This is a genomic window from Pseudomonas nunensis (assembly GCF_024296925.1).
GTDB classification, from domain to species: domain Bacteria; phylum Pseudomonadota; class Gammaproteobacteria; order Pseudomonadales; family Pseudomonadaceae; genus Aquipseudomonas; species Aquipseudomonas nunensis.
Genome location: NZ_CP101125.1, coordinates 4937197 through 4957336, shown reverse-complemented (window position 1 = coordinate 4957336; position 20140 = coordinate 4937197). Strand labels below are relative to the sequence as shown.

The 20140-nt window shown below is 60.1% G+C and carries 21 protein-coding genes; 16 read left to right on the top strand and 5 right to left on the bottom strand.

Annotation, left to right across the window (positions count from 1 at the left end; all coding sequences use genetic code 11):
- Positions 1-26 precede the first annotated feature (26 nt).
- The 7 genes from prfB (at position 27) to NK667_RS21795 (ending at position 6961) form a co-directional block, all read left to right on the top strand.
- Positions 27-1122 (top strand): peptide chain release factor 2 gene (gene prfB / locus NK667_RS21825; protein WP_123507983.1). Its coding sequence is split into 2 segments (ribosomal slippage): positions 27-98 and positions 100-1122, totalling 1095 coding nucleotides; the frame shifts between segments, so codons are not numbered across the junction.
- A gap of 100 nt (positions 1123-1222) precedes the next feature.
- Positions 1223-2725: a lysine--tRNA ligase gene (gene lysS, locus NK667_RS21820; RefSeq protein ID WP_054047268.1), complete on the top strand. Its 1503-nt coding sequence runs from the start codon at positions 1223-1225 to the stop codon at positions 2723-2725.
- 101 nt (positions 2726-2826) lie between these two features.
- The gene (locus tag NK667_RS21815; RefSeq protein ID WP_177331448.1) at positions 2827-3543 is read left to right on the top strand and encodes a TetR/AcrR family transcriptional regulator; all 717 of its coding nucleotides are present in this window, start codon (positions 2827-2829) and stop codon (positions 3541-3543) included.
- 158 nt (positions 3544-3701) lie between these two features.
- Positions 3702-4256, top strand: a complete 555-nt coding sequence (locus tag NK667_RS21810; protein ID WP_054616026.1) for a hypothetical protein — start codon at positions 3702-3704, stop codon at positions 4254-4256.
- 36 nt (positions 4257-4292) lie between these two features.
- Positions 4293-5570 (top strand): flavohemoglobin expression-modulating QEGLA motif protein, encoded by a 1278-nt coding sequence (locus tag NK667_RS21805; RefSeq protein ID WP_054047261.1) that lies wholly within the window; start codon positions 4293-4295, stop codon positions 5568-5570.
- A 150-nt stretch (positions 5571-5720) separates the two neighbouring features.
- On the top strand, positions 5721-6635 hold the full coding sequence (locus NK667_RS21800; protein WP_054616025.1) for an alpha/beta hydrolase: 915 nt from the start codon (positions 5721-5723) through the stop codon (positions 6633-6635).
- Positions 6632-6961: a PA3694 family proteiin gene (locus NK667_RS21795; RefSeq protein ID WP_054047257.1), complete on the top strand. Its 330-nt coding sequence runs from the start codon at positions 6632-6634 to the stop codon at positions 6959-6961. The genes NK667_RS21800 and NK667_RS21795 overlap by 4 nt, the downstream gene beginning before the upstream one ends.
- A gap of 171 nt (positions 6962-7132) precedes the next feature.
- On the opposite strand, the gene lptF is transcribed toward NK667_RS21795, so the two are convergent.
- From lptF to NK667_RS21780, 3 genes are all read right to left on the bottom strand, one after another.
- Positions 7133-7921 carry a lipotoxin F family OmpA-related lipoprotein LptF gene (lptF, locus tag NK667_RS21790; RefSeq protein ID WP_054047254.1) on the bottom strand — a complete coding sequence of 263 codons (789 nt, stop codon included), beginning with the start codon at positions 7919-7921 and terminating at the stop codon, positions 7133-7135.
- 55 nt (positions 7922-7976) lie between these two features.
- Positions 7977-8390, bottom strand: a complete 414-nt coding sequence (locus tag NK667_RS21785) for a DUF4398 domain-containing protein (protein WP_054047252.1) — start codon at positions 8388-8390, stop codon at positions 7977-7979.
- Positions 8391-8767: 377 nt separating this feature from the next.
- On the bottom strand, positions 8768-9112 hold the full coding sequence (locus NK667_RS21780; RefSeq protein WP_054047250.1) for a hypothetical protein: 345 nt from the start codon (positions 9110-9112) through the stop codon (positions 8768-8770).
- A 215-nt stretch (positions 9113-9327) separates the two neighbouring features.
- Between NK667_RS21780 and ppc the strand changes: the two genes are divergently transcribed.
- From ppc to NK667_RS21745, 7 genes are all read left to right on the top strand, one after another.
- Entirely contained in the window at positions 9328-11958 is a 2631-nt protein-coding gene (gene ppc, locus NK667_RS21775; RefSeq protein WP_054616024.1) for a phosphoenolpyruvate carboxylase, read from the top strand.
- A 288-nt stretch (positions 11959-12246) separates the two neighbouring features.
- Positions 12247-12894, top strand: coding sequence for an adenylate kinase (adk, locus tag NK667_RS21770; RefSeq protein WP_054047246.1), 648 nt, complete (start codon positions 12247-12249; stop codon positions 12892-12894).
- A gap of 93 nt (positions 12895-12987) precedes the next feature.
- Entirely contained in the window at positions 12988-13662 is a 675-nt protein-coding gene (gene tsaB / locus NK667_RS21765) for a tRNA (adenosine(37)-N6)-threonylcarbamoyltransferase complex dimerization subunit type 1 TsaB (RefSeq protein ID WP_054047244.1), read from the top strand.
- 292 nt (positions 13663-13954) lie between these two features.
- Positions 13955-14263 carry a hypothetical protein gene (locus tag NK667_RS21760; RefSeq protein ID WP_054047242.1) on the top strand — a complete coding sequence of 103 codons (309 nt, stop codon included), beginning with the start codon at positions 13955-13957 and terminating at the stop codon, positions 14261-14263.
- Positions 14263-15123, top strand: coding sequence for a DUF72 domain-containing protein (locus NK667_RS21755; RefSeq protein ID WP_054616023.1), 861 nt, complete (start codon positions 14263-14265; stop codon positions 15121-15123). Before NK667_RS21760 ends, NK667_RS21755 begins: the two co-directional genes overlap by 1 nt.
- Positions 15124-15155: 32 nt before the next feature.
- Positions 15156-15977 (top strand): isocitrate lyase/PEP mutase family protein, encoded by an 822-nt coding sequence (locus tag NK667_RS21750; protein WP_054047238.1) that lies wholly within the window; start codon positions 15156-15158, stop codon positions 15975-15977.
- A gap of 2 nt (positions 15978-15979) precedes the next feature.
- The gene (locus NK667_RS21745) at positions 15980-16675 is read left to right on the top strand and encodes an extensin-like domain-containing protein (protein WP_054616022.1); all 696 of its coding nucleotides are present in this window, start codon (positions 15980-15982) and stop codon (positions 16673-16675) included.
- 14 nt (positions 16676-16689) lie between these two features.
- On the opposite strand, the gene NK667_RS21740 is transcribed toward NK667_RS21745, so the two are convergent.
- On the bottom strand, positions 16690-17310 hold the full coding sequence (locus NK667_RS21740) for a hypothetical protein (RefSeq protein ID WP_054616021.1): 621 nt from the start codon (positions 17308-17310) through the stop codon (positions 16690-16692).
- A gap of 94 nt (positions 17311-17404) precedes the next feature.
- Here NK667_RS21740 and NK667_RS21735 point away from each other — a divergent pair, with 94 nt between their 5' ends.
- Positions 17405-18187 carry a class I SAM-dependent methyltransferase gene (locus tag NK667_RS21735; protein WP_054616020.1) on the top strand — a complete coding sequence of 261 codons (783 nt, stop codon included), beginning with the start codon at positions 17405-17407 and terminating at the stop codon, positions 18185-18187.
- Between the two features lie 108 nt (positions 18188-18295).
- On the opposite strand, the gene NK667_RS21730 is transcribed toward NK667_RS21735, so the two are convergent.
- Entirely contained in the window at positions 18296-18940 is a 645-nt protein-coding gene (locus NK667_RS21730; RefSeq protein WP_054616019.1) for a TetR/AcrR family transcriptional regulator, read from the bottom strand.
- Between the two features lie 94 nt (positions 18941-19034).
- Between NK667_RS21730 and NK667_RS21725 the strand changes: the two genes are divergently transcribed.
- Complete coding sequence (locus NK667_RS21725) at positions 19035-20135, top strand: efflux RND transporter periplasmic adaptor subunit (RefSeq protein ID WP_054616018.1); 1101 nt, start codon at positions 19035-19037, stop codon at positions 20133-20135.
- Positions 20136-20140 lie beyond the last annotated feature (5 nt).

Here is a 20140-nt window from a genome sequence, read left to right as displayed (position 1 = left end):
AAGTTCGCCAACGAGTGCTGCCCGCCATGGAAATCAACCCGATCCTTAACAGTATCAAGGACCTGTCCGAGCGCTCCGAAACTATTCGGGGGTATCTTTGACTACGATCAAAAGCATGAGCGTCTGACTGAAGTCAATCGCGAGCTTGAAGATCCGGCAGTCTGGAACAATCCGTCGTACGCTCAGGAACTGGGGCGCGAGCGTTCGCTGCTGGCGCAGATCGTCGAAACCCTCGACGAGATGCACACTGGCCTGGCCGATGCCAAAGAACTGCTGCTGATGTCCGCCGAAGAAGAAGACCAGGCCGCCGTCGATGACGTCGCGACCGAAGTCGAGCGTCTGCGCGAGTCCCTGGAAAAACTCGAATTCCGTCGTATGTTCAGCGGTGAGATGGACGCCAACAACGCCTACCTGGATATCCAGGCCGGCTCCGGCGGCACCGAGGCCCAGGACTGGGCCAACATCCTGCTGCGCATGTACCTGCGCTGGGCTGACAAACGCGGTTTCGACGCGACCATCATGGAACTGTCGGCCGGTGAAGTCGCCGGGATCAAGGGCGCCACCGTCCACATCAAGGGCGAATACGCCTTTGGCTGGTTGCGTACCGAAATCGGCGTGCACCGTCTGGTGCGCAAGAGCCCGTACGACTCGGGCAACCGCCGTCACACCTCGTTCTCGGCCGTGTTCGTGTCGCCGGAAATCGATGACAACATCGAAATCGACATCAACCCGTCGGACCTGCGCATCGACACCTACCGCTCCTCCGGTGCCGGTGGTCAGCACGTAAACACCACCGACTCGGCCGTACGTATCACCCACGTACCGTCCAACACCGTGGTCAGCTGCCAGAACGAACGCTCCCAGCACGCCAACAAAGACACCGCGATGAAAATGTTGCGGGCGCGCTTGTACGAGCAGGAAGTGCAGAAACGCAACGCCGCCTCCCAGGCCTTGGAAGACACCAAGTCGGACATCGGCTGGGGTCACCAGATTCGCTCTTACGTGCTCGATGCGTCGCGAATCAAGGATTTGCGCACTAACATCGAACGCAGTGACTGCGACAAGGTGCTCGACGGCGATATCGACGAATATCTGGTAGCAAGCTTGAAACAAGGGCTCTAAAGCACGCGCTGCAGGATCTTCGGATACCTGTAGGAGCGAGGCTTGCCCGCGAACCCCGGCGAATGCCGGGGGCAACGAACCTGATGGAATATTTAAAGACATGAGCGACCTAGAACTCGACCCGCAAGCCCTGCAACAGGAAGAAAACTCCCTGATCGCCCTGCGCAAGGAAAAGCTGGCTGCCGAGCGCGCCAAGGGCAATGCCTTCCCGAACGACTTCCGCCGCGAAAACTACTGCGAAGAACTGCAGAAGCAATACGCGGACAAGACCAAGGAAGAGCTGGCAGAGGCTGCAATCCCGGTCAAGGTTGCCGGTCGCATCATGCTCAACCGTGGTTCGTTCATGGTGATCCAGGACATGACCGGGCGCATCCAGGTCTACGTCAACCGTAAAACCCTGTCCGAAGAAACCCTGGCCTCGGTGAAAACCTGGGACATGGGCGACATCATTGCCGCCGTTGGCACCCTGGCGCGTTCCGGCAAGGGCGACCTGTACGTCGAAATGACCGAAGTGCGCCTGCTGACCAAATCCCTGCGTCCGCTGCCGGACAAGCACCACGGCCTGACCGATACCGAGCAGCGCTACCGCCAGCGCTACGTTGACCTGATCGTCAACGAAGACGTGCGTCAGACCTTCCGCGTACGTTCGCAAGTGATTGCGCACATCCGCAGCTTCCTGATGAAGCGTGACTTCCTCGAAGTCGAAACCCCGATGCTGCAAACCATCCCGGGTGGCGCGGCGGCCAAGCCGTTCGAAACGCACCACAACGCGCTGGACATGGAAATGTTCCTGCGTATCGCGCCGGAGCTGTACCTCAAGCGTCTGGTCGTCGGTGGTTTCGAGAAAGTTTTCGAGATCAACCGCAACTTCCGTAACGAAGGTGTTTCGACGCGTCACAACCCTGAATTCACCATGTTGGAGTTCTACCAGGCCTACGCCGACTACGAAGACAACATGGACCTGACCGAAGAACTGTTCCGCGAACTCGCGCAGCTGGTTCTGGGCAGCACCGACGTGCCTTACGGCGACAAAGTGTTCCACTTCGGCGAACCGTTCGTGCGTCTGTCGGTGTTCGACTCGATCCTCAAGTACAACCCTGAGCTGACCGCTGACGACCTGACCGATATCGACAAGGCTCGCGCCATCGCCAAGAAGGCCGGCGCCAAGGTGCTGGGCTTCGAAGGCCTGGGCAAGTTGCAGGTAATGATTTTCGAAGAGCTGGTCGAGCACAAGCTGGAACAGCCGCACTTCATTACCCAGTACCCGTTCGAAGTGTCGCCGCTGGCCCGTCGCAACGATGACAACCCGAACGTCACCGACCGTTTCGAACTGTTCATCGGCGGCCGTGAAATCGCCAACGCCTACTCCGAGTTGAACGACGCAGAAGACCAGGCCGAACGCTTCATGGCTCAGGTGGCCGACAAGGACGCCGGCGACGACGAAGCCATGCACTACGACGCCGACTTCGTTCGCGCGCTGGAGTACGGCATGCCGCCAACGGCCGGTGAAGGGATCGGCATCGACCGCCTGGTGATGTTGCTGACCAACTCACCGTCGATTAGAGACGTGATCCTGTTCCCGCACATGCGGCCGCAAGCGTAAACGTTTCAGTTAAAAAGCCGCCTAAAACAGGCGGCTTTTTATTGCCTGTCTGGTACAAACGTATCAATTGGTTACTTTTGACGTAAGAGGGATTACCTGTCGTGAATCGTGCAATGGCTCAAGAAGGTGCAGCGGGTATCGCCACTGCGGTCGCTGAAAGTGTTCAGTACCAGGGCCGCAAGGCCAGCCGACAGGGCAGCGAACAGCGTCGACAGGACATTCTCGATGCGGCCATGCGCATTGTCGTGCGCGATGGCGTGCGGGCCGTGCGTCACCGTGCGGTGGCGGCAGAGGCCGGTGTGCCGTTGTCGGCCACCACTTACTATTTCAAGGATATCGATGATCTGCTCACCGATACCTTCGCCCAATACGTGGAGCGCAGCGCCGCTTACATGGGCAAGCTGTGGGCCAGCAACGAAGGCCTGCTGCGCGAAATGGTCGTCAGCGGCGATGGCACTCCGGAGTCTCGCTCGCAGTTGGCCGATGATATTGCGCGGCTGATGGCGGACTATGTGCACCGGCAGTTGATCAATCGTCGTGAGCACTTGATGGCCGAGCAAGCCTTCCGCCAGGAAGCGTTGCTCAACCCGCGCCTGGCCCTGTTGGTGCGCTCCCATCAGCAGATTCTGTTGCAGGGCACCTGCCAGCTTTTCGAAGTATTGGGCTCCCGCGAGCCACAACAGGATGCCAAAGTGTTGACGGCTATTATCGGACGGATGGAATATCAGGGCCTGCTCAACGACGCCGAGCCTGCGACCGAAGCCGAAATGCTCGGTATCCTCACGCGGTATATGCATTTGGTATTGGCGTCGGTGTAACCCCTTGTGGGAACCCACAAACCCTGTGGGAGCGGGCTTGCTCGCGAAAGCGGCGTGACAGTCGACGTAGATGTTGAATGTTAAACCGCCTTCGCGAGCAAGCCCGCTCCCACATGGGGGCGGTGACCTTGGGGACTGTTGTTCATAGGGAGTATTGAATGAAAGCCTGGCGCGTCGTTGTGATCGCCTTGTCGTTCCTGCTGCTCAGTGGCTGTCTGGTGACTTTCAAGGAACCGCTGCCTTCGAGCGAACCCGCGCCTAACGGGCTGCTCGGCAAATGGACCAGCACCAATGCCTGGGGCGAACCGATGAACCTTGAGCTCACACGCCTCGGCGACAACCGCTATCAGGCCGTCAGTTACTTCAAGGCCAAGCCCCGCGAGCGCGAGGCCTATCCCTTCACGGTGTCCCGCCATGGCAATCGCTGGTATTTGTCGGCGCCGGTGCCAGCCAGATTCGGCGGGCATTTCACGATTGCCGGCTTCGAGCTCAACGAAAAGCACGAACTGGTGGTCTACAACCTCGACCTCGAGCAAATCAACCAGGCCTTGGGGCAAAAAGCCCTCAGCGGTGAAGGCTTCCAGACTGACGATGGCGATGGTGTGCTGATCAACACTGGCATGAACCAAGTCTTCGCTTACCTCGACGATCCGGCCAATTCCGATGTGTTCGTCGAAGCGGTGCGCTACCAGCGCCTGGCCAAAGCCAAATAAATCCAGCACCTAACGGTTTTTCTACAGGAGTTTCGGGTGGACGATTACCAGCAGACGATACGCATTTTGTCCGATCGCATAGTGCTGGCGCAGACGCCGATTCGCGTCCTCGATGCGGTCAAGTGGGACGACAGCATCCGCAAGGGTTTTCTCAAGGGCAAGGGCAAGGAAATGCCGGCCGTGGACCGCGACTATTACCTGAACCGGCCGCTGTCCTTCGATTCCAGCAAGGTCAAACTGGAATTCCAGAACATCGAGCGCGACATCACCCGCCAGCTCGGTCAGTTCAACCCGGTCGGCCAGATCATGCGGCGCATGTGCAAGGAATACCGGATGGTGGTGCGCATGCTCGAAGCGCGCGGCACCGAGGATTTTGGCCTGATTTCCCAGGAGTTGTATGGCGCCGCGTCCGACGCGTTCCACGCCGGCGACCCGACCCTGGCCGACCTTGGCCTGATGATGTCCGACTACTTGAACAACATCGATGGCCGTGGCGATCTGAAGGATGAGCCGAAAATCCTCACTGCCAAGGACGCCGTGCACTTGCTGCAAACCCGCTTGAACAAGGTGTTTGGCGAGGCCGAGGAAACCATTCGGGTGTTCGAGTCCGACGGGATCGTCGCCGATGCGGCGGCCGGTGCCGACTACATCAAGATCCGCACCGATGCGATGTTCAACGAACGTGACGTGCGCGCTCTGGAAGTCCATGAAGGGCTGGTGCACGTGGGCACGACCCTTAACGGCTTGAACCAGCCGATCTGCACCTTCCTGTCCAAGGGCCCGCCGTCGTCGACGGTGACCCAGGAAGGCCTGGCGATCCTGATGGAAATCATCACCTTCGCCTCCTACCCGAGCCGCTTGCGCAAACTGACCAACCGTACCCGCGCCATTCACATGGTGGAGGAGGGCGCGGACTTCCTGCAGGTGTTCGAGTTCTTCCGCGAGCAAGGCTTCGAAATGGCGGAAAGCTATGGCAACGCCAGCCGGGTTTTCCGTGGCTCGGTGCCGAATGGTCTGCCATTTACCAAAGACTTGTCCTACCTCAAGGGCTTTATCATGGTTTACAACTACATTCAGTTGGCCGTGCGTAAGGGCAAGCTTGAGCAGATACCGCTGCTGTTTTGCGGCAAGACCACGCTGGAAGACATGCGCACCCTGCGCCAATTGGTAGACGAAGGCCTGGTGGTCGCGCCCAAGTATTTGCCGGACCAATTCCGTGACTTGAATGCACTGTCGGCGTGGATGTGCTTCTCCAACTTCCTCAATCACTTGAGTCTGGACCGGATCGAAGCGGATTACTCCAACATCCTGTAAGCACCACAATACCCCCTGTGGGAGCGGGCTTGCTCGCGAAAGCGGCTTAACATTCAACATTGATGTTGCCTGACACACCGCTTTCGCGAGCAAGCCCGCTCCCACAATGGGGAATGAGTTCCAACCCAAATTTCTGCGAGGTTTCAACGGATGAGAATCCTCGGCATCGTCTGCCTGCTCCTGACCCTCGGCGGTTGCAGTTCGCTGTTGTTCTACCCCGAACCCGGCCAGCCGTTCACCCCGGACAAGGCCAAACTCGAATTCCGCGACCTCACCCTGACCACCGCCGACGGCGTGAAGCTGCACGGTTGGTGGCTGCCGGTGGCCAAAGGCGTCGAGGTCAAAGGCACCGTGCTGCACCTGCATGGCAATGGCGGCAACCTGTCTTATCACTTGGGCGGCAGTTGGTGGCTGCCGAAAGAGGGTTACCAAGTGTTGCTGGTGGACTATCGCGGATATGGTCTGTCCGAAGGCAAACCGAGCCTGCCGGAGATCTATCAGGACATCGACGCTGCGTTCAAATGGCTCGATCAGGCGCCCGAGGTCAAGGGCAAGCCGGTGATCGTTCTGGGCCAGAGCCTTGGCGGTTCGATGGCCGTGCATTACCTGGTCCAGCACCCGGAACGCCAGCCTCAAATCAAGGCGTTGGTCCTCGACGGCGCGCCCGCCAGCTACCGCGATGTCGGTCGATTTGCCCTGACCACCTCATGGCTGACCTGGCCGTTCCAGGTGCCGCTGTCGTGGCTGGTGCCGGACAGCGATAGCGCGATCAACTCCATGGCGCAGCTCAAAGGCGTACCGAAACTGATCTACCACAGCATCGACGACAACCTCGTGCCCCTTTCCAACGGCATTCGTCTGTATCAAGCTGCGCCGCCGCCGCGGGTGCTGCAACTGACCCGTGGCGGTCACGTGCAGACTTTCGCCGACCCGGTCTGGCGTCAGGTGATGCTGCGCTATCTCGAAGACCCGCAGCATTTCAATGGTCTGCGCCGCCTGGGTGAAATCCCGAATTACCCGGTGCCCGTCAACTCAAAAGATGAACCACCAGAGAGTCCGCAATGAGTGAAGAACGTAACGCCATCCCGCTGATCATCACCGGTATCTGCACCATCCTCGGCACCGTCGGGGTGCTGTGGTACTACGGCTACCTGCACTTCGCCAAGCCCGAGGATGCGCTGCTGCTCAACGAATTCACCATGCTCAAGACCGTGCCGGGCGAAGACTACAAAGTCGCCCTGGACCCCGCGCCACAAGTGGCCCAGTGCATTGATGGCGTGCTGGTGCTGTTCGACACCGAACAGAAAGGCCTGACCGGCGTATTGATCAACGGTCAGAAAAAAGCCGTGCGCTGCATGGGCCAGGAAACCCCACAGAAGCTCGAGCAGTAACGCGCCCCGGAAAGATCGCAGCCTCGTTTCACTCGACAGCTCCTACAAAAAGCACGCGGACTACGCGGAGGCGGGTAGGAGCTGTCGAGTGAAACGAGGCTGCGATCTTTTGATCCAAAAAAAGCCCCGCCTGATCAGATCAGGCGGGGCTTTTGTGTTTCAGCGTGACGCTTAGTTCGAGCTAACAGCCGAACGTGGCACCACTGGCTGGTTGTCGTTGGAAATGGTCACTTCCACCCGACGGTTCATTGCACGGCCCGAGACACTGCCGTTTTCGGCAACCGGATATTCCTTGCCGTAACCCTGAGCGACGATGCGCGCTGGATCAACGCCCATTTTCACTAGTGCGGTACGTACCGAATCGGCACGACGCTCGGACAGTTGCTGGTTGTGGCCAGCGCTACCGGTGCTGTCGGTGTAGCCTTCGACAATCACTTTACGGTCCGGGTTTTCCTGGAGGAATTGCGCCAGTTTGTTGATGTTCACCAGACCGCTGGATTTCAGGTCGGCACGGTCGGTTGCGAACAGCACGTCACCGAAGGTCACCAGGGTACCGCGATCGGTTTGCTTGGCATTCAAGCTGTCTTGCAGTTGCTTGATCTGCTGGTCGCGAGCGTCCAGACGCGCTTGGGCACGTTGGGCGGCGGCGTTTTTCAGATTGTTTTCAGCGGTGCGCAGGGCGATGGTCTGCTTGGCCACTTCCACGCGCTGGTTGGTCAGGTAAGCCAGTTGATCGACCTTGGCCTGGTCCTGTTTGTCCTGGTAAGCCTTGTCGGCCTTGTCCAGGTAATCACTGGCGTCTTTGGTCTCAAGGGCAGCGACTTTGCTGGCTTGCGGGTTGGCTTGCAGGCCGGAGTAGTTCACGCGGGCCTGTTCCAGGTTCGCGTTCGGCGGGGTGGAGCAAGCAGCCAGTGCGACGCTTGCGGCCAGGAGAGCGGGGATCATCAATTGTTTACGCATAATGGTTCGTCCTTTCTATCGATAAGAGCTTCAGGCGTGTGGTCCGGATGCGCGCTTACTGCACAGTGCGCTGACTTTCCTGACGCAGTTCCTGAACACCTTTCTGGGAATCCTTCACAGCCTGTTCGGCTTTCATCGCCTGGGCTTTGCGTTCTGCTACACGAGCGTCCCACTCGGCTTGTTCGGCCAGGGTGCGGGCTTCTTCATACTTCTTGTCGTGCATGGCGATTTCGGCTTGTTTCAGCTTGTCCTGGGCGGACTTCATTTCCACCGCTGCGAATTCAGTACCACCGGCGCTGACAGCGCTGTTCACGGCGGACTGGGTCACGGCGTATTGCTCGGTCGGCGGGTTGCCAGCGCAACCGGCGAGTACGAAGGTGCTGCCGATCGCCAAGGCAGCCAATTTCAGACCGCGCAGGTGGGTAAACGAGGATTTGGCAGTGCTGGTCGTCATGGTCTTCAACTCCATTGGATATCTCCTGAAAAACATCTAAATCCATCCTGGTGTTAGGAGCCGTAACCGTACTTTCAAAGCGTGATTTGAAACGGCCGTACCAGGCGTGGTTAATGGGTACGACCCGAGGGGTTTTTCAAAAGTTCAGAGAAGATGGCGTATTGCCTAAAAAAACTTTGACCGAGCGGACAAGGCTCTAGGACGGGAACTTTCGCGATGTGCGGCGGTATTCCCGGACATTCAAGCGCTCAGGATTACACCATTTTTGAAGGGAAATGCAGGCCAATGTAGGAGCGGGCTTGCTCGCGAAAGCGGTGTGTCAGTCGACATTTATTTCAACTGATACAACCTCTTCGCGAGCAAGCCCGCTCCCACAGGTTCGGTGTCAAATTTTAGTGTTTTGGCTTGTCGTCACTGGCCGACAAATCATGCAAATGCCGACGGGACAACGCGAGGAAACGCGGGGTCGGACCGACGTCTTCGTAAAGCGGATCGCCTTCTTCATCGGTGGCGACCACGGTCTGTCCTTTCACATACGGGAAGCTCGCTTCGAGTTCTTCCAGCGCCGCGCCGATCAATTCGCCCAGCAGTTCTTCGGGATGCCGTTTCGGGTACATCTCGGTGATCGCTGCCAGCCGTGCGGCGGCTTCCACGTCCAGGTGAATCGCGTAGCCAGTGTCGGTCAGGCGACCCTTGGCGTTTTCTTCCCAATGCTGGGCTAGCTCACGGATTTTCATAAAGACCTCATGTCGCACCTGCGGGTGGCAGGCAGGGTGAGTGTCCGGCGGTGGCTGCCGGTAAGCCGTTGTACGGCTTACTGTTGAGACTAGCTTTATCGCCTAAGGTTTAAAGTCCCTTCGTCGTTTGCTTGTAAGAAGCGCTTTACGGCGGCACTCTTGGACTTCAAAGCATGCTGTTAAAGCCGCCCGGATTTTTTGCTGGAGAACTGCTGATGACCGATATTGATGCACGCTTGCGCGAGGACGTTCACCTGTTGGGTGAGCTGTTGGGCAACACCATTCGTGAACAGTACGGGGACGGTTTTCTCGACAAGATCGAGCAGATTCGCAAGGGCGCCAAGGCCGACCGTCGCGGCTCGATGGACGCCGAACTCAGCGCCAGCCTCAACCAGTTGAGCGAAGACGAGTTGCTGCCGGTGGCGCGGGCGTTCAACCAGTTTCTCAACCTCGCCAATATCGCCGAGCAATATCAGCTGATCCACCGCCGCGAAGAGTCGCAGCCCGCGCCGTTCGAAGCCCGGGTGCTGCCGGAACTGCTCGCCCGCCTGCGCGCCGAAGGCCACAGCGCCGAATCCCTGGCCCGGCAACTCGGTCGACTGGAAATCGAATTGGTGCTGACTGCGCACCCGACCGAAGTCGCACGTCGCACCCTGATCCAGAAATACGATGCCATCGCCGCGCAACTGGCAGCTCAGGACCACCGTGACCTGACCACCGCCGAGCGTGAGCAGATCCAGGCGAAATCGCAGCGCCTGATCGCCGAAGCCTGGCACACCGAAGAAATCCGCCGCACGCGCCCGACCCCGGTCGACGAAGCCAAATGGGGTTTTGCGGTGATCGAGCATTCGCTGTGGCAAGCAATCCCCAACTACCTGCGCAAAGCCGATCAAGCGCTACACGCGGCGACCGGACTGCGTTTGCCTCTGGAGGCGGCGCCGATCCGCTTCGCCTCATGGATGGGCGGCGACCGCGACGGCAACCCGAATGTCACGGCGTCCGTGACCCGCGAAGTGCTGTTGCTGGCGCGCTGGATGGCCGCTGATTTGTACTTGCGCGATGTCGATCACCTGGCCGCCGAGTTGTCGATGCAGCAGGCCAGCGAAGCCCTGAAAGCCAAGGCCGGCGACAGCGCCGAACCTTACCGCGCGGTACTCAAGCAACTGCGCGAACGTCTGCGGGCGACGCGCAATTGGGCGCATGCCTCTTTGACGAACAGCACACCGGCACCGGCTGATGTGTTGCAAAACAACCGCGACCTGCTCGATCCACTGGAGCTGTGCTTCAACTCGCTGCACGAGTGCGGCATGGGCGTGATCGCCGACGGCCCGCTGCTCGATTGCCTGCGCCGTGCGGTGACTTTCGGCTTGTTCCTGGTGCGTCTCGACGTGCGGCAGGACTCGTCCCGCCACACCGCCGCCATGACCGAAATCACCGATTACCTGGGCCTCGGTCGCTACGAAGACTGGAGCGAGGAAGAGCGCATCGCTTTCCTGATGCGTGAACAGAACAACCGTCGCCCCTTGCTGCCGGCTTACTTCAAACCATCCGCTGACACCGCCGAAGTGTTGGCGACCTGTCGGGAAATCGCCGCCGCACCGGGCGCGTCCCTCGGCTCGTATGTGATCTCCATGGCTGGCGCCGCTTCCGACGTACTGGCCGTGCAATTGCTGCTTAAAGAGGCTGGCGTGCTGCGGCCGATGCGCGTGGTGCCATTGTTCGAAACCCTCGCCGACCTCGACAACGCCGGTCCGGTGATTGAAAAACTGTTGCTGCTGCCGGGCTATCGTGCGCGTCTGCAAGGGCCGCAGGAAGTGATGATCGGTTACTCCGACTCGGCCAAGGACGCCGGCACCACGGCGGCGGCCTGGGCGCAATATCGAGCGCAGGAACGCTTGGTGGATATTTGCCGCGAGCAACAAGTGGAGCTGCTGTTGTTCCACGGTCGCGGTGGCACTGTAGGCCGTGGCGGCGGTCCGGCTCACGCGGCGATTCTGTCGCAGCCACCAGGGTCGGTGGCGGGACGTTTCCGCACCACCGAGCAGGGGGAAATGATTCGTTTCAAATTTGGCCTGCCGGACATCGCCGAGCAAAACCTCAATCTGTATCTGGCGGCAGTGCTTGAAGCGACCTTGCTCCCGCCACCTCCGCCGGAGCCGGCCTGGCGCCACTTGATGGACGAATTGGCCGCCGATGGCGTCAAGGCTTACCGCGCCGTGGTGCGGGAAAATCCGCAATTTGTGGAGTATTTCCGTCAATCGACCCCGGAACAGGAACTCGGACGTTTGCCGTTGGGCAGTCGTCCGGCCAAGCGCCGTGCGGGCGGAATCGAAAGCCTGCGCGCTATTCCGTGGATCTTCGGCTGGACCCAGACGCGCCTGATGTTGCCGGCCTGGCTAGGCTGGGAAGCGGCCCTGAGCAAGGCGCTGGAACGTGGCGAAGGTGAGTTGCTGGGGCAGATGCGCGAGCAGTGGCCATTCTTCCGTACCCGCATCGACATGCTGGAAATGGTGCTGGCCAAGGCCGACGCGGACATCGCCCAGTCTTACGATCAGCGGCTGGTCGAGCCCGATCTGCTTCCTTTGGGCGCGCATTTACGCGACCTATTGTCGCAGGCCTGCGCAGTGGTCCTTGGGCTGACCGGTCAGTCGCAGCTACTGGCACATAGCCCAGACACCCTGGAATTCATTCGCCTGCGCAACACCTACCTCGACCCGCTTCATCTATTGCAGGCCGAGTTGTTGGCCCGTTCGCGGCAACAGGAAGTGGCGCAGGGCAGCCCGGTAGAACAGGCGTTGCTGGTGTCTGTGGCGGGGATTGCCGCCGGTTTGCGAAATACCGGCTAAGGTTTTCCTCTTGGGTCCGGGCACTTGGCACCTGCGCCGCGTGCCTGTGGGCGAAGGGCCGAAAAGGTCTGGCAGGCGACAGTTAATGACGGGGTTGCGACTTGGGGTACCCCGTCCAAAGGTCGCAACCGGCGCGGGTTTCTCCGACTTTCGGCGGCTTGTGTGGTCAGGGCCTGCTGTGTATCTTGATCAGCCTTTGGCCGTTTGGGCGGCCACGACCCTATTTTTGAGATTGGCCCCACGAGGCGAATCTGACGTTATCTATATAAAAAATTGAGGAGCACATCGATGCGCGTCATTCTGCTGGGAGCTCCCGGGGCCGGTAAAGGTACTCAGGCTAAGTTCATCACCGAGAAATTCGGCATTCCGCAAATCTCCACTGGCGACATGCTGCGTGCAGCGGTCAAGGCCGGCACCGAGCTGGGCCTGATCGCCAAAAGCGTCATGGACAGTGGTGGTCTGGTCTCCGATGACCTGATCATCAACCTGGTTAAAGAACGCATCAGCCAAGCTGATTGCGCCAACGGTTTCCTGTTCGACGGTTTCCCGCGCACCATTCCCCAGGCTGAAGCCCTGGTGAAAGCCGGCGTCGAACTGGACCACGTGGTCGAAATCGACGTCAAAGACGAAGACATTGTCCAGCGTATCGCCGGTCGCCGTGTGCACGAGGCTTCTGGCCGCGTGTACCACATCGTCTACAACCCGCCGAAAATTGCCGGTAAAGACGACATCACCGGCGACGAGCTGGTACAGCGCAAAGACGATACCGAAGAAACCGTGCGTCATCGCCTGTCGGTCTACCACGCGCAGACCGAGCCTCTGGTCAAGTTCTACCAGGAACTGTCCACCGCTCAGGGTAAGCCGAAGTACAGCCACATCGAAGGTGTTGGCTCGGTTGAAGCGATCACCGGCAAGGTGCTTGAAGCGCTGAACTGAAAAGTCTGAAACGCTTCATCTTCTACGGCCCGCTTGCGGGCCGTAGTTGTTTATACTGGCGCACTTTTTCTGACCTCTCTTACGGAAACATCGATGAGCACCTTGCTGGCCCTGGACACCGCGACTGAAGCTTGCTCCGTTGCCTTGCTGCACGACGGCAAGGTTACGAGCCATTACGAGGTGATCCCGCGCCTGCACGCGCAAAAACTGTTGCCGATGATCCAGCAACTGCTGGCCGACGCCGGGACCACCCTGCAAGCGGTGGATGCCATCGCGTTTGGTCGCGGGCCGGGGGCTTTCACCGGCGTGAGGATCGCCATCGGTGTGGTACAGGGTTTGGCCTTTGCCCTGGAACGCCCGGTGTTGCCGGTGTCGAACCTGGCCGTGCTGGCCCAGCGCGCCTATCGTGAACACGGTGTGAGCCAGGTCGCGGCAGCCATCGATGCGCGGATGGACGAAGTGTATTGGGGTTGCTACCGCGAAACGGCGGGGGAGATGCGCCTCGTCGGCAATGAAGCCGTGTTGCCACCCGAGGTGGCGGCGTTGCCGGCGGATGCCAGTGGCGAGTGGTTTGGCGCGGGCACCGGTTGGGGCTATGCCGAGCGCATCGGTGTCAGCCTGAGCGGGCAGGACGCGGGGATGTTGCCGCATGCCGAAGACCTGCTGACCCTGGCGCGGTTTGCCTGGGAGCGGGGCGAGGCGATTGTCGCGGATGAGGCTCAGCCGGTTTATCTGCGCGACAAGGTTGCGACCCCGAAGGCACGTTGATCAAAGCGAACCCATGTGGGAGCGGGCTTGCTCGCGAAGGCGTAGTGTCAGGCGACATCATTATTGACTGACACGCCGCCTTCGCGGGCAAGCCTCGCTCCTACAGGATTTGCGCTAACCCTTGTAGGAGCGAGGCTTGCCCGCGAAAGCGATCTGACGGATACCGCCAATCGTCAGTTTCTAACCCCCAGCGTTAAACCTTTTTCCTTTTATGTGTTCTAGTTATCACTCGACAGTTTGCGAAGTGGTCCGCGCGCCACTAAACTGCCATCACTGATACCGAGATGCACTTATGCGTATAGACGGTCTTTCCTCTCAGTCCTACCCCATCAAGCGCAAGCCTCGCAAAGGCAATGTAGCGCTGGATGAATCCGTCGATGACATCGACGGCGAGCTGGAAATCCCGACTGAAGAGCAATTGGCCGCCCGCGCTGCCAAAGCCTCCGCGCAACGCTTGAGCAATCTTCCCGCCCGTCAGCAAGACATGATTTACCACCGCGCTATGAGCAAAAGCGTGGCGATGGCCCTGGCCAGCTACCTGAGCACCGCCGGTTTTGTCGATTGGGATGCCGATGTGCTGGGCCTCGACCTGTATATCTGATGTTGCTGCCTTACTACCTCGGTTGCCCGTCCTGGAGTGAAAACGCCTGGCGCGACTATCTCTACCCGCAAGACGCCAAACCCGCCGAATTCCTCAATCTCTATTCCCAAGTGTTCAACGCCGTTGAAGGCAATACGACCTTCTACGCGAGCCCGGCTGCCACCACGGTGCAGCGCTGGGCCGAGACCATGCCCGAACACTTTCGCTTCACCGCCAAGTTCCCCGGCGATATCAGCCACAGCGGCGACTTGCGCGAACAACTGACCGCCGTCGAAACCTTCCTGCAATTGCTCAGCCCGCTGGGCGAGCGGGTGTCGCCGGTATGGCTGCAATTGTCGAAAAGCTTCACTCCGCAGCGGCTGTCGGAGCTGGCCGGTTTTATCGACGCCGTGGACCGACCGCTGGCGGTCGAAGTGCGACACCCCGAATTCTTTGCCAAGGGCGATGCCGAGCGCATGCTCAATCGCCTGTTGCTGGATCGGGGAGTCGAGCGTATCTGCCTCGATCCGCGCGCGCTGTTCAGTTGCATCTCGACCGATCCCTCGGTGCTCCACGCCCAATCGAAAAAGCCCAACGTGCCAACCCGCCCGGCAGCGTTTACGCAATGTCCGCAAGTGCGCTTTATCGGCCATCCGCAACTGGAGGCCAATGACCCGTTCCTGGTGCCTTGGGTCGAGAAAATTGCCGTGTGGATCGAAGAGGGCCGCACGCCTTACATCTTCCTGCACACCGCCGACAACCTGCTGGCGGCGAAACTCGCGCAACGTTTCCACGCAAAACTGATGCTGCGTTTGCCTGGCTTGCCGCCGCTGCCTGAGCTATACAGAGAACCCGCCGCGGAGCAACTTGGCCTGCTCTGAGGTGAATTCTTCCTCTTTTCAGGAGCCTGCCAATGGATGCGCAAACCCTTCGAGCCCAGGCGTTCAAAGCGCTGCATGAACGCGCGGGGGCTTTTGTGATTCCCAACCCGTGGGACGCCGGCTCGGCGAAAATGCTCGCCAGCCTGGGCTTCGAGGCACTGGCGACCACCAGTGCCGGATATGCTTTTTCCAATGCTCGCCCCGATGGCGGATTGTCGCTGGACGACACCCTGGCCAACGTTCGGGCGATTGTCGCGGCGACTGATCTGCCTGTCGCTGTCGATCTGGAAAACGGTTTCGCCGACGATCCGGCCGAGTGCGCGCAGAGCATTTTGCGTGCGGCCGAGGCGGGCGCTGTCGGCGGTTCGATCGAAGACGCTACCGGTCGTGAAGAGGCGCCGATCTACTGCTTCGAGCATGCGGTAGCGCGTGTTGAAGCCGCCGTGAAAGCAGCTCGCAGCCTGCCATTCCCGTTTATGTTGACGGCCCGCGCGGAGAATTTCCTGCACGGCAATCCTGATCTGGCTGACACCATCCGCCGCTTGCAAGCGTTCTCGGAAGCCGGCGCCGATGTGCTTTACGCGCCGGGGCTGCGCAGTGCAGAAGACGTGTTGGCGGTGGTCCGCGCCGTGGCGCCAAAACCGGTCAATGTGTTGATGTCCGGCGGGCTCAAGTTGACGGTCGAGCAACTGAGCGAGATGGGCGTCAAGCGCATCAGCGTCGGATCGGCGCTCGCCCTGGCGGCGTACGGCGAATTCTTCCGCGCGGCTGAAGAGATCAAGACGTCTGGCACCTTCAGCTTCACGTCGCGTTCCATGCCCTACGCGAAGGCCAATCAGTTTTTCAAAGGCTGACGATGCGGGCCGCCAAGGGATTGCTGCTGGTGTTGTTGATCGTGGGGGCGGCGGGGCTGAGCGTCTGGCGCGGGTGGATTGCCGTGCCCGCGCAATGGAATCCCTGGGCAGCGCTGGACGTCAACGCCGCGCCGAATTTTCTGACCCGCTACAAACTGATGCGTCTGCGCGATGATCCACAGCTGTGCGATAAGGCCCTCAGCAGCTCTGGTCTACGAGTCACCCGCCAGGCCGATAGTCCCGACGCGACATGTCCGTTGACCAACACCTTGCGCATACAAGGTGGCGAGGTGGCCCTGAGCAGCAGTTTCCTCGCCAGTTGTCCGTTGGCGGTGGCGTTCGCCCTGTTCGAGCGCCACGCCCTGCAACCGGCGTCTCAGGCGGTTTACGGCCAGGCGGTGACGCGGGTCGATCACCTCGGCAGTTTCGCCTGCCGCAACATGTACAACCGCGAGAACGGTGCCCGCAGCCAGCATGCCGGTGCCAACGCGCTGGATATCGCCGGTTTTCGTCTGGCCGATGGCCGAGCGATCAGCGTGCTCAAGGATTGGCCCAAGGATAATCAGGACGCGCGGTTTCTACGCCAGGTCCGCGACGGCGCCTGCGATATGTTCAGTGTGGTATTGAGCCCGGACTACAACGCCGCCCATCGCAATCACTTTCATCTGGATGTGGGGCCGTGGTGGGTGTGTCGCTGAGAGATTCTGAGGGATCAGGCAGCGATGCGCAGGTTCTGCAGGATGATCGGGCGTGCCCAGCCGTTATCGAAATCGAGTTGTTTCTGTTGCGCCACCAGCTCTTCGGGCGAGAACGGCGGGAACGGTTTGTCCAGCAGGTGCAGTTCGAATTCGGCGATTGGCAGGTGCAGCGGACGCGGCTGCGGTGCCGGGCCGGCTTCGGGTACAGGTTGGCCAGCTGTGAGTACGATTGGGCGTACCCAGCCACTTTCGAAGTCCTGCTGTTTCTGCTGGGCGACGATTTCTTCCGGCGGGAACGGTGGGAAAGGTTTGTCGGCCAGGTCCATTTCGAACTCGGCAATCGGCAGGAACAGCGGCTCTGGTGGTTTGACCTGGGTTTCTGTCACATCGCATTCACGCTGGGACACGATGTGCGCGTAGAGCTCGCTGCCGACGGTCGGCTCGACCGGGCTTTCCAGATCCACCGGTGGAAAGGTCCCGCAGGCAGGCACCACATCACTCGACTGTTCGGCCAGGGCCTGGGCAAAGAAATCTTGCCACAGGTGACTGACGCCGCTCAGTGCTTGGGAGTTTCGCAGGCCATAATCGCCATGACGCGATATGTAGCCTACGGATGTGGTTTGAATGTCTGACATTTTTCTCGGTCGACGCTCAGCTCTGGCAAAATGCTCGATAGTTTTGTTATCGGACATTTTTTGCCGATCATTAATTTTTTGAGCACTTTTCCCCATGATTGAACAACCCGCGGCCTGCCGCATCCATGTCGAGGCCTCGGCCCCGGCGTTTCAGCCACAGGCCGAGCAATGGGCCGAGCGCCTGGGCTTGCCTTTGCAGGTGGATGACGGCGAGTTTGCCTTACAGGTCGGCGAACAGGGTTTGCAGCTGCAACAGCTGGGGCCTGACGCGCCGGGGCCGGTGCGGGTGGACTTCGTCGAGGGCGGTGCGGCGCATCGTCGGTTGTTCGGTGGCGGTACGGGGCAGATGATCGCCAAAGCCGTCGGCATCGCCCAAGGCGTGCGCCCACGGGTGCTGGATGCCACGGCGGGGCTGGGCAAGGATGCGTTTGTGCTGGCGAGCCTGGGTTGTGAGATGAGCCTGATCGAGCGTCAGCCGCTGATCGGCGCATTGCTCGAAGATGGCCTGGCCCGTGGCGCGGAAGATTTCGACGTCGCGCCGATCGTGGCGCGGATGCGCTTGCTCAAGGGCAATTCGATTGAAGTCATGCAAAATTGGGAAGGCGAGCCGCCGCAGGTGATCTACCTCGACCCGATGTTCCCGCACCGTGAGAAAACCGCGCTGGTGAAGAAGGAAATGCGCCTGTTTCGCCCGCTGGTGGGGGATGACCCGGATGCGCCGGCCTTGCTCGAAGCAGCGTTGGCGTTGGCCAGCCATCGGGTGGTGGTCAAGCGCCCGCGCAAGGCGCCGTGTATTGCCGGGCCGAAGCCGAGTCATGCGCTGGATGGTAAATCCAGTCGGTATGACATTTATCCGAAGAAGGCGCTTAAGCCTTAGGACCGCGTCGACCCATTCGCGGGCAAGCCTCGCTCCTACAGGATCTGCGCTAACCCTGTAGGAGCGAGGCTTGCCCGCGAAGACGTCCGATCAAACACCGGCAATCTCTCAGACTGCCTCAGTCCGATAAGCCCGCATAAACAACTCCACCACCTCCAGCACATGCTCCTCGGCCGCATCCCCGATCAACGGCTCGCCGCAGCCATACAACAAGCGAAAATTCCCCGCGCCCTTGAGCAGGCAAAAGAAATGCTCGGCGGCATTGCGCGGTTTATCGATGCTCAGTGCGCCCGATTGATCGATTTGGCCCAGCAATCGCTCCATGCCATTCAGCATGCGCTCCGGTCCGGCCTCGAAAAAGATCAGCGACAGCTTCGGGTCCTGGCTGCCCAGGCTGATCATCAAGCGGTGCAGGTTCACCGACTCATCGCTATTGATCAGGTGATGAAAGCCGCGGGCGATGTTCAACAGCACCGTTTTCACCGCGATGCCGTCGGGCAATTCGAAGAACAGCGGTGGCAGTTGCTCTTCACACTTGGCCACCACGGCAGCGGAGAACAGCGTCTCCTTGTCGTTGAAGTGGCTGTAGACCGTCAGTTTAGACACCCCGGCCTCGGCCGCCACGGCATCCATGCTGGTGCTGGCATAGCCATTACTCAGGAACAGAATTTTCGCCGCATCGAGGATGGCCTGGCGCTTGGCCAGATCCTTGGGGCGGCCCGGACCATTAGATGCTGAAAGATTGTTCGACATTCTTCGCTTTTAATACTGGACTGGTGAGTTTGCTATTAATAACATACCCGCCAGTATAATTATTCCAAGCACCATTAGCGAAAGGTCCTTCACCATGTTCCGCTATGCCTTGCCCCTCGCGTTGCCAGTCAGCCTGGCTTTTTTATTGTCGGCGTGCGGTCACGAGGAGGCGCCGCAAGTCAGCGTGCGCCCGGCCATGGTGGTGCAGCCGCAGCCTTCGGCACAGGCGATGGAAAGCTACCCCGGTGAAGTTCGCGCCCGTTATGAGCCGGATTTGGCGTTCCGCATTGGCGGTAAAGTCAGCCGACGACTGGTCGATGAAGGCCAGCGGGTCAAGGCCGATCAACCCCTGGCCGAGCTTGATCCCCAGGACGTGCGCCTGCAACTGGAAGCGACTCGCGCTCAGGTCGCCGCCGCCGAAGCCAATCTGAGCCTGGTTCGTGCCGAGCGGGATCGCTACAAGACGCTGATGGACCGTCAGATGGTGAGCAAGTCTGCGTACGACAATTCCGAAAACCTTTACCGATCCGGTGAAGCGCGCCTCAAACAAATCAAAGCCGAATTCAGCGTCTCGACCAATCAGGCGAGCTACGCGGTGCTGCGTGCGCCTCAGGACGGCGTGGTCGCCAAACGTGCGGTGGAAGTCGGCCAAGTGGTCGCTGCCGGGCAAACCGTGTTTACCCTCGCCACCGATGGCGAGCGTGAAGTGTTGATCAGCCTGCCAGAGCAAAGCTTCGGTCGATTCAAGGTCGATCAACCGGTGTCGGTGGAACTCTGGACCCAGCCTGACCAGCGTTTTACCGGACGCATCCGCGAACTGTCGCCCGCCGCCGATCCCAAATCCCGGACCTTCGCGGCGCGTATCGCCTTCACTTCCGGCAAAGTCCCCGCCGAACTCGGCCAGAGCGCCCGGGTGTTTATCCAGACTGCCGCCGTCGTGCCACTGGCAGTGCCTTTGTCGGCGGTTACCGCCGAAAACGGTGCCACCTACGTGTGGGTGGTCGGCGCCAACAACACCTTGAAAAAAGTCCCGGTCCGGGTCGGTGCCTTCGGTGAGAAAACCGTGCCGGTGCTGGAAGGGTTGAATGCCAGCGATTGGGTGGTGGCGGCCGGCGTTCATGTGCTGCATGACGGGCAGCAAGTGCGCCCGGTGGATCGCTCCAACCGCGTGGTCAATCTGGCGGACAAGGAGTAATCCCC